Source organism: Rhodococcus sp. 14-2496-1d (assembly GCF_002259365.1).
Classification (GTDB): Bacteria; Actinomycetota; Actinomycetes; order Mycobacteriales; family Mycobacteriaceae; genus Rhodococcoides.
In genome coordinates, this window is sequence record NZ_NPFV01000031.1 from 57,838 (window position 1) to 66,969 (window position 9,132).

Below are 9,132 nucleotides of genomic sequence, written 5' to 3' on the forward strand. Positions count from 1 at the left end.
ACAGGCCGCCTCCCCCCGCCGCGACGATCGGAATGACATGTCTCGCAACCTGTTCGACTTCCACGATGAACGCCGTCCGGAGCGAACACCGGCACCGCAACCGTTCGGTCCCGACCGGGTGCTACGGCAAGCGAGTCCGGACGATTTCAGTGCGCCTCGTGCAACGGTCAACCCGGACAGCCTGACCGTCACCCGTCACGTTCCACTCGGCGGTGAAACCGACTCTGTGCAAAGCGAAATGACCGATATCGGTGTGCCCCCTGCGTCTCGCGTAATCGATCGTGGCGAGCCCAGTACGAGTACGAGCACCCGAGGCGGAGCCCTTGACCGGTTGTTCGGCCGATCGACGGACCGGATCGATACCGAGGAATCGACAGTAGGTCGAATACTGTCGTTTCCCGGCGGCGGCGGTGGCGCACTCTTCTTCGACGCCGACAGCGCGACGGACGCCGGCCCGCGCAAAGAAAATCAGGACTGGGCGATCCTCAGCGGGTCTTTGCTGGGTATAGCCGATGGGGTCGGCGGGCGGTCTGCCGGCGGTCAAGCATCTCGCGCTGCGCTGCGGGCAGTCCGCGATGCGATCGAGGAAGACGGCATGAGTCTGGCGTCGGCGGTTACGCGTGCGAACACCGACGTCCGCGCGCGCCAGGACGACGACCCCGCGGATCGAGGAAGAGCAACGACTCTGGATATCGTTCACTTGGATGAAACCGGCTATCTGTACGGCGCCCATGTCGGTGACAGCCGCGTCTACATTCTTCCTGCGCGAGGTCGGCGACTGAGAAGATTGACGGCAGACCATTCGACCGGCAACACGCTCACACGCAGTATCGGTGGTGCGCGGTCGGTCACGCCCGATGTGTGGGCCCACGAGGCAGAACCAGGCGACATCGTGCTCGTCGCCACGGACGGTCTGTGGAAAGGCTCACTGCACGAGAATGACATCGAATCAACGTTGGTGGAGGCGCGACAACGCTCCACGATTCACATCGCAGAACGCCTCGTTGAGATTGCCAAAACCGGTGCGACCGACAACATCACAGTGATCGTGGGCCGAATCCAGCGCGCGTGAACTACAGAATCCATCGGTTCTGTTCGTGAAGGCCGTAGCGCGTCATGCTTTCCTCGACCGAGGAGGAAAGCATGACTGCTCTGATCATCATCGCAGCACTGGTCGCTACAGCCGCTGTCATTGCGAAAGTGGTTCGGACCCAACGCGCACAGGGCACTTTCGCGGGGAACGCTCCTCGCGCCGTCTCCAAGACGGTGCAGGAGCGTCTTCGGGTTCCTCTACCCACCCCCGAAAACGTTAGTGTCCGGGTTCTGGACAAGATCGTGAGCGGTGCGATCGGCACCGCTCGAACGAAGTTCATGCCGGTAGGCGTGCTCCTCGAACTCGCTCCGGAGATGTATGAACGCGTCGTGCCGATCTGGGTGCAGTTCTCCCGTGAACTGGGAGAAGATCTCGCCGCCCGTGCTGAAGCAGAATCGTGGAACTACTCCGGCGTTGCGTTCTCCCTCCGCGCAAACCCGGCTCTCGGCCGACGAGATGTCGAGGTAGTACTTCGCTATCCCGACGGCGACGACTCTCCGACCGACCAAGTCGGCGACGTCCCTCGCCGACCGCGCGGCGAGGACGACATCACCGATGTCGCGCCGGGTGACGCCTCCGAGCTGTGGTTCGCCGATCTGCCCGACGGTCGACGCGTCGCTCTTCGCAAGGGTCGGCGCTACGTGGTCGGCGCATCCTCCACATCCGACATTGTCGTTTCCTCGCGGACCGTCTCACGGGCACACGCTGCCCTGCGCTGGCATCCCGCCGCTCAGGTGGTCGAAGTCGAAGATCTCGACAGCACCAACGGCACCTGGCTCGACAACAGCCGGGTGGCCCCCCGCGAACCGAGGGCGGCGACGTCCGAGTGCGTGATCCGACTGGGAAAGCACGACCGGATACGTCTGGTGAAACGAAGTGCCTCGGGGGCGTCGAGATGATCGCCGACATGCTCGCGACGCTGTCCGTACTGGCGCTCACAGTTCTCGCCCTCCTGCGGGTACACACGGAAGCGGTGGCGACTCGACCAGCAGGTGGCGGCGCACCCGGTTTCAGCGGCGGGCAGAGTTCCAGCGACCTCGCGGCTCTTGGGGGACCTCCCGCGCTGGTGCTGACTGCAGCAGCCCAGCTGGGTTGGTCCGTGCAGCATTCGTTGCTCTACGTCGCGGCGGCAGCGGTGGTTCCGATCGTGTTGTGTGCGTTCGTTCGGCGCGTTGTGGGCGCATCCGCCTCCCTCGTGATCCCAGTCGCCGCCTGGACCCTCACGTGCCTCGGTGCCGTGACGGCGGAGAGGCTCTATCCGGGTAGCGGCGTCGACCAGGCGCGGTGGGCCTTGGTCGGGGTGGCCGCGTTCCTCGTCGCTGCGTGGATCGGCAGTACGTGGAACACCACCGCTCGCTCGATCACGGGGACAGGCGTAGCGGTCGCAGGTTGTGTCGCACTGACGCTTCCCCTCATGCCCGGGATCGGCGTACTAGTCAACGGTGCCCCTGGTTGGATATCTGTCGGGCCCTTCGTCGGACAGACGGGCGATCTGGCCAGAATCCTGATCATCATCGGATTGGGATCGATGCTGTATGCCGCAGGACCAGCGCTGCGAGCGGGAAGGGTTACGCCCGCGTTGCTAGCCTGCTGGCCGGTCGCCTTCGCCGCGGCCCTCGGTGGCTACGCATCCGACCTCGGTCCGGTACTCGTGCTCACCGGTGCAGTAGCAGTCATGCTGATCGTGTGCGGCCCGCCACCGCGCGTCTGGATCGGATTTACGGCCGTCGGTACAGTCCTCGTCGTCGCAACCTTTTTCGGTGTGGGAAAGCTCCGCGCCCGCATCGACCAGATGTTGAACCCCATCACGTCCGACGGACAGCTTCAGAACACAGGCGCGGCACTTCGGTCGTTCGCGACCGGAGGCTGGCTCGGCACCGGCTTCAACAACGGATCCCCGCTCGACGTCGCCAACGTAGAGAACGACTTCGTCCTCGCCGGCATCGGAGAGGAACGGGGAGCGATAGTGGTCATAGCAATCTGTTGCCTATTCGGTGCCTTGGTCACCGCCTGCTGGCTGTCGGCAATCCGTGCCACCAGCGCAGGGCCACGCCTGATCTCGACCGGCCTGGCAGCCATGGTGTCCGTGCAAGCCCTGTACGTCACGCTCGCCACCATCAACAAGGTGCCTGTCACGGGGATGGTCGTCCCGTTCCTCTCCAACGGAGGAAGCTCGCTGACCTGTATGTGGATCGCCGTCGGGCTTATCGTCGGCATCGGATCCCACCGCTGGCGGCCGGTTCCAAGCGTCCCCGAACTCCGCGTTGTCGCACGCGTCGACCGAACGAAGTGGGCGATCCTCGGACTGTGGTTGATCGTCATCACTTTGGTTGCCTGGCAAACCGTCGTACCCGAAGTTCCCGCACGAACCGCAGCCCAGGATGCCGCGTCACGAAACCCCGGCCCGGTTGTCTTCCGCGACGGGACGCCGTTCCTCGTCCCATCGACGATGCGTGACGCGACCACCGATGCCGACGTGCAAACCCGCACCCTGGAGTCGTCGATACCGCAGCTCAACGGAGACATCGACGCCGCCTACTTCGTCGCCACGAACATGAGCGCCGGCACTTGCTTACGACCATGGCTGGAACACCTTGTTGTGAAGAAGGCATGCGAATCACCGACAATGGTCACCTCCCTCGATTCAGCGGTCCAGACCGCTGCCCGCGACGGTCTCGAAACCCGCGGATACGAAGGGGACGTCGTAGCCTTGGACCTCAAGGACGGCAGTATCCTCGGCCTCTACTCACACCGCTCGGACCAACACTCCTATGACGCCGGCTACCCGGCGGTGTATTCGCAAAGCGCACCGGGATCGACGTTCAAAACCATCGTCGCAGCCAGCGCCCTGAGCGCAGGACAGAACACCACCACGCCGGTTCGCGACGAATACACACCCCCGGGCGGGGTCGGCATCGTCCACAACGCCGGCAACATCGAAGGCGGCGGCGATCTGACCCAGGCACTTGCGGAGTCCAGTAACACCGCATTCGCCGAGATCGCCATCCGAACCGGTCTGCAGTCGATCACCCAGATGACCGCGGTGCTCTCCGCCGATTCCGCCGACTTCCCGACTCACCCCGGCATCGTCGTGGGAGGCGTCGGCGACGACCCAGATGCGCTTGCGCGCACGGGATTCGGTCAGCAGGACGTCCGCGCATCACCGTACGAAATGGCCGTGGCGGTGGGCCGACTCGCGACGAACGGAGCACTACCCCGCGCGCGGGTGCAGCTAGGGCAATGCACAGACGACCAGCTGGATGTCGACTCCGTTACGTCGCCACCGGCAACCGCACTCGTTCTCGACAACCCGGTTACCGGACCCGTGCTCGACGGTATGCGGGCGGTCGTGCAGGACGGACACGCAGGCGAGCTCGGGATTCTCGACATGCCGGTCGCCGCGAAGACCGGCACCGCGGATGACGACCGCGGTTCCTACGACGGCTGGGTAGTCGCACTCGCGCCGGCAGAGAACCCCGAAATAGTCATCGCCGTCCGAATCTTGGGCGGTGAACAGTCGCCTCGATCCGGTGCAGCGGATGCCGCTCCCGTCGCAGCCGAGGTAGCGGTGGCGGCAATCGACGCAGTACGAGAAGATATCGGCCCGTGTCGCAAACCACAAGGAACGCAGGGAAAATAGTTCATGACGGCAACGAATTACACCACGGTCGAAGTGTGGGCCTCGGACATCGTCAAGTACCGAGATGACGGTGCGAACAACAGGCGCGTCCCCGTCGTAAGGTTCAGCCCGCCGAAACAGGTCGGACCTGCGATCCAGCTGGAGGAAGGGGACCGCCTCGAAATCGGTAGGCCCACCAAGAACGTCACCGACGGATACAGACGACTAGATGTGCCGGATGCACATAAGGCGTTCTCTCGGAACAGTTTTTTGATCACGGAGAGGGCGGACGCGACGCAGGTTAGGACCAAGCAGCGCGGAGGCTGCCATATCCAGTGGTGGGGTCACGCAACCGCTAGAGCGCTGAGAATGAACGAGAATTTTTTCGTGACAACGGACCCCACGTCGTTCCGAGTCGATTGCTCGGGACCGTTGGAACGCGGTCAAACGACATCCCACGAGCAGGCAGTCTGGGTGCTCGTACATCCGGGCAGGGTGCATCGGTTGCCACCGACGTCCCCGAACTATGTTCCGGGCGAATTAGAAACCGGTCTCACAGCCGGAGAAGACCCGACTGACCAGTACTTCTACCCAAAGGTCGTGCCGGGGACCAAGGCGCATCGGGAGTATCTGGCCGCACTCGATCTAATCGAATGGCACTTCAGCGATCTTCTGGAGTGGCCGCCGCGTTTCGAGCCTTCGGCGAGCAGGCCCGGGCTCTCTGGCGAGCGTCAGAAGGTGCTGCTTTTCCGTCACGCCCTGACCCAAGTCGGGCACCACGTCGATGCCGACGCCATTCACGCTCTCCCGGATTCGTTTCTACAGTGGATCGTCGCGCACAACATGCTGTCGTTCCACGATCATCGGCAAGACTCGCGCCTGGGATCGCTCGACTAGAGCGATCCCCGATCACTGTCCGGGCGTATCGCCGTGTTCTGTCAAGAATGCGGGCGAAACACACTGACTCGGCACGGCTGTACGACCGCAGTGATCAGGGCGTCCGCCAAGGTGGGATCGCTCGCAGGAAGCGATCCCACTGCAAGCACCAGCCTGTTATTTCGAGTGACGTCTCGCGCCGCCCACGTTTCCGGGAACGCTGCCATGTCGTCCTGACCGTCGGCCGACTCGGCTGCACGATTGGTCGTCCGCGCTCCGCCGTCGAACGCCGGCCGAACCACACACCCAGACGCGAGCATTACAGCCAAGCACACCTTCGCAACTACCTCGGCGCGTCCGGACCGGGCTACGAGCTGCTGGGACGCCGCCTCTATCAGATCAAGAAACTCCTGATCTCCGTCGCCGAGTGAGGTCAAATATTCGTGCCACGGCTGCGCGTACGGACGTTCGGTCAACGCGACTCGTCGAGCGCGTGCGAGTTGCTGTTCGAGGACGAGATCAACGGTAGCGCGGCGCAGTTCGATCGGACCCCGAACATCAACAGCGTGAACCCGAATAGTGTTGTTGCTGTGGGCCGCTACCGGATCCCGTGAGACGTGGGAATGGATACGAAAGTTTTCGGTTCCGGTGTGGATCACAGTGCAATCGTCCCCGGCCGAGTCGGTGCTCAACAGGATCGATGAGTTCTGCTCAGCAATTCACGACGGGTCACTGTTGTTGTCACGTGCGCGACGTCGAGGGTCGTTCAATCAACTACGCTGGGTGGGCAATCCTCTTGCAGGGCTATGGGGCGGGGCTGCGTAACTGTGTCGAGCGACGGCTTCCCCGCCTGGCGGCAAACCAGCTCCAAACCGGGTTGTCGAGCGATGCAGTTCGATCAGGTACTTGGCAAGCCCGGCGAGCTCGTCGCGGAGACGCAGAGACCGAGACCAAGGGGCGGTCACCTGCTAGCTAGATGCCTGCGATCACGTCGTCGCGAAGCGCGTCGGACGACTTAGTGAGGCTCTGTGCTGCGGCAGCAAGTGCTCCTGAGATCAGTCTGAGCTGGTTCCCTTCAGCAGGTTGCCCAGCCTCGGTAGCTGCAGCGTAGGTGTCGAGAACGAGAGCTAGGCGAGCCAGTTCTTCCTGCGTTTGCGCAAGGTCTCGCTTGGTGCCGTCCAGTGTGGACTGCAGAGATTGAATGCGGAGGCCGGCGTCGTGGATCGTAGAACTGGCCTGGTCCAGCGAACTGGTGAGCGTCATGCCCGCGAGAATACATCGCGAATACGAGGTCGAAATGGGAGCTATCAACGCTGTTGGTGGCGGAGCGGCCGCGCCGTGGGCTATCCAAGGTTCGAGTAACTGATGGGTTCGTGGCCGTCCTCTGGCCAGGCAAGCGCAATGTATTTCTGGACGTCTGTCGAGGGTCTATCGAAGCGGTATGAAGCAGGTTGTACCGTCGCGCTGTTCTCGGGCACCCCAAGGCCGAGGTTCAGATTGAGTGCCCCGAATTGAACTGTTGCACCGCATACCTCGTCGTCAATTGTTTGGTTGATGACGCCGATGGATTCTGGCGTGCCCTTGGGATCGACTCGGTGCCTTCGAGCGTGCAGTCCCCATCGATTAGGGAACAACGCTCCGCGCCAAAGAATATCATGGAGCGCAACCCCTGGTTGTGTCCTGACTGACTTGAGGGGTGTGCCGGCCGCACCGAAGGAGCGTGAGGCCACGCCCCCGAGAACGAGTTTGAGGAGCCAAAGTTGTAGTCGTGGTCCACTGAGAAGGAGGAAATGATCGTCGGCCGGCCCCAGGAAAGGTGCTGTCGTGCTCGCCAAGGACAACTGCATGTCCCGTACTGCCTGAAAGAACTGTCCTGCAATGGAATCCAAAGGTGACAATGCATTGTTGTGGCGCTCACAGAGGATCTTCGAGGCTAGTGCTTTTGTGCCTACCGATTTCGATGCTCCATGCAGCCACGGTGCGCCGCTGAGCATGGGTGCTTTTCCGTCGATGTGCAGCTGCCGGTGAATGTTGGCACTGATCCAATGCTCTCTACTGATCTTGTCGGAACAGTCTGCTCCTGCCTGGCCGAAGCACTCGGGGTGTGCGTAGCCAGTGCGAGCATCGTTCAGGAGGGGTGGCGGTTCCGAGACGATCCAGCGACCGGCTGCAGTCGCATGGCAGGACCGCGTCCGCCGGCGGGATCCGCAGAGGCAGGCGTCCTCGAGATCGGGTCCCACCCGTTTGGTACTCCGCTTGTATCCGGAGGAGGTGAAGACGGAGTCGTCGAGAAGAGGAAAGGGACGGGGCACCTGAGCGATCCTATTCCGGCATTGGCTTCGGACAGGGCGCACCCGGTCCCCGGCACCGAGTGCGCCGGGGACAATTGCGGCCGCTGCCGGGTTGCGTCTTGTCGATAGATGTGATCCCAAACGCTTTGTTTATCAACGTGTTTCGATGACTCCTACGTCTTCCAGTGCAAGTGTTTCGATGGTAGATTCAGAGGCGTTCTGTTGATCGGCGGACTGACCATCCGTCACCCGAATTGAGAGGCTGAAATCTGCCATGACATCGATCGTCGATTCAGTGTTGCCAGTTGCGTCCGTGCTCGAGGTGGTCTTCGACAACGGGTCTCTAGGGGGTGCTGACTGGTCGAACCGGGCCGTCGTGCTCGAGGCCTTGCCAGAGCCCCTGGTTGCGGGATACCCCGCAGAGGGGGCCTATGTGCAGATAAGTGATGGAAGCGGCGGTATCGCCGCGTCGGGATGGTTCTCGGTGGACGAGCGCAATGCCACCGAGACCCATGCAAGCGTTGCTGTCGTGTGGCGTGAGCCGTTGATGGCCGTCGAGCACACCTACAAGAGCTGGACGGGGTTGGTGCGTACACGTGACATCTCACCGGTCACGGTGTCACCTGGGGCCGCTCCCGCGTGGTTCGGTGAGTATGTGCGGCCGATCCACGAACGGGCCGCCGTCGAACGGACCTTGCAGGCCGTACGCGAGAGCGCCAATACCGAGCGTGCGAACCATCGCGAGTGGGTCAGGCGGATGAGCGAGTCCGCGTGCGAATGGGCGGACGAGAACAGTCTGTGCAGCGAGTTCGAGAGGTTCTGCGAACAGTGGGGGCTCGAAGGCCGAGAACGTGACTTCGATGTAGAAGTGAATGTCACGGTTGCATTAACAATGACGCGATCGGCGCGTAGCCAAGAAGATGCGGACGAGGCCGTAGATCTCGACGATGTACGGCAGCATCTACGAGACAATTTCTCGTATCTCGATGTGAATTTCACTGTGGGTGAGTAGTAGTCGCACGGGAAGTGGGGTACGCGCAGCGTGCCCCACTTCCCGGTAGCGGTCTACTTGGTCGGGGCGCGCAGCGGTCCGAAGGTGTACTAAATGCGAAAGATGTTGGAAGACAACCAAGATAGGTGATCCGTTGGCCGTTGGCGCGCAGCGCCCGGCAAGGAAAGACCGCAATAGGCCGCCTTGGCGGCCTATTGCGGTCTTTCCTTGCCGGGCGCTGCGCGCCAACGGCCATAGCGGA

At 62.5% G+C, this 9,132-nt stretch carries 8 protein-coding genes; 6 read left to right on the forward strand and 2 right to left on the reverse strand.

Annotated features, from left to right (window positions below):
- Nucleotides 1–37 precede the first annotated feature (37 nt).
- The 5 genes from CH296_RS26420 to CH296_RS29115 all read left to right on the forward strand — a co-directional run bounded on the left by CH296_RS26420 (nucleotide 38) and on the right by CH296_RS29115 (nucleotide 6,202).
- Nucleotides 38–1,072 carry a PP2C family serine/threonine-protein phosphatase gene (locus tag CH296_RS26420; RefSeq protein WP_157773226.1) on the forward strand — a complete coding sequence of 345 codons (1,035 nt, stop codon included), beginning with the start codon at nucleotides 38–40 and terminating at the stop codon, nucleotides 1,070–1,072.
- 71 nt (nucleotides 1,073–1,143) lie between these two features.
- A complete protein-coding gene (locus tag CH296_RS26425; RefSeq protein WP_032392088.1) occupies nucleotides 1,144–1,992 on the forward strand; it encodes an FHA domain-containing protein in 849 nt (282 codons plus the stop codon).
- On the forward strand, nucleotides 1,989–4,733 hold the full coding sequence (locus CH296_RS26430; protein WP_015586233.1) for an FtsW/RodA/SpoVE family cell cycle protein: 2,745 nt from the start codon (nucleotides 1,989–1,991) through the stop codon (nucleotides 4,731–4,733). Before CH296_RS26425 ends, CH296_RS26430 begins: the two co-directional genes overlap by 4 nt.
- Before the next feature lie 579 nt (nucleotides 4,734–5,312).
- The gene (locus CH296_RS28670; RefSeq protein WP_139278548.1) at nucleotides 5,313–5,609 is read left to right on the forward strand and encodes a hypothetical protein; all 297 of its coding nucleotides are present in this window, start codon (nucleotides 5,313–5,315) and stop codon (nucleotides 5,607–5,609) included.
- Nucleotides 5,610–6,031: 422 nt separating this feature from the next.
- Complete coding sequence (locus CH296_RS29115; protein WP_155289038.1) at nucleotides 6,032–6,202, forward strand: hypothetical protein; 171 nt, start codon at nucleotides 6,032–6,034, stop codon at nucleotides 6,200–6,202.
- Nucleotides 6,203–6,560: 358 nt separating this feature from the next.
- Here the strand turns inward: CH296_RS29115 and CH296_RS26445 are convergent, their stop codons facing one another.
- Both CH296_RS26445 and CH296_RS29695 read right to left on the reverse strand, forming a co-directional pair.
- A complete protein-coding gene (locus tag CH296_RS26445; protein WP_032375883.1) occupies nucleotides 6,561–6,851 on the reverse strand; it encodes a hypothetical protein in 291 nt (96 codons plus the stop codon).
- Between the two features lie 1,181 nt (nucleotides 6,852–8,032).
- Nucleotides 8,033–8,155 (reverse strand): hypothetical protein, encoded by a 123-nt coding sequence (locus tag CH296_RS29695; protein WP_255032396.1) that lies wholly within the window; start codon nucleotides 8,153–8,155, stop codon nucleotides 8,033–8,035.
- A gap of 157 nt (nucleotides 8,156–8,312) precedes the next feature.
- Here CH296_RS29695 and CH296_RS26450 point away from each other — a divergent pair, with 157 nt between their 5' ends.
- Nucleotides 8,313–8,891, forward strand: a complete 579-nt coding sequence (locus CH296_RS26450; protein ID WP_143546416.1) for a hypothetical protein — start codon at nucleotides 8,313–8,315, stop codon at nucleotides 8,889–8,891.
- Nucleotides 8,892–9,132: the final 241 nt, after the last annotated feature.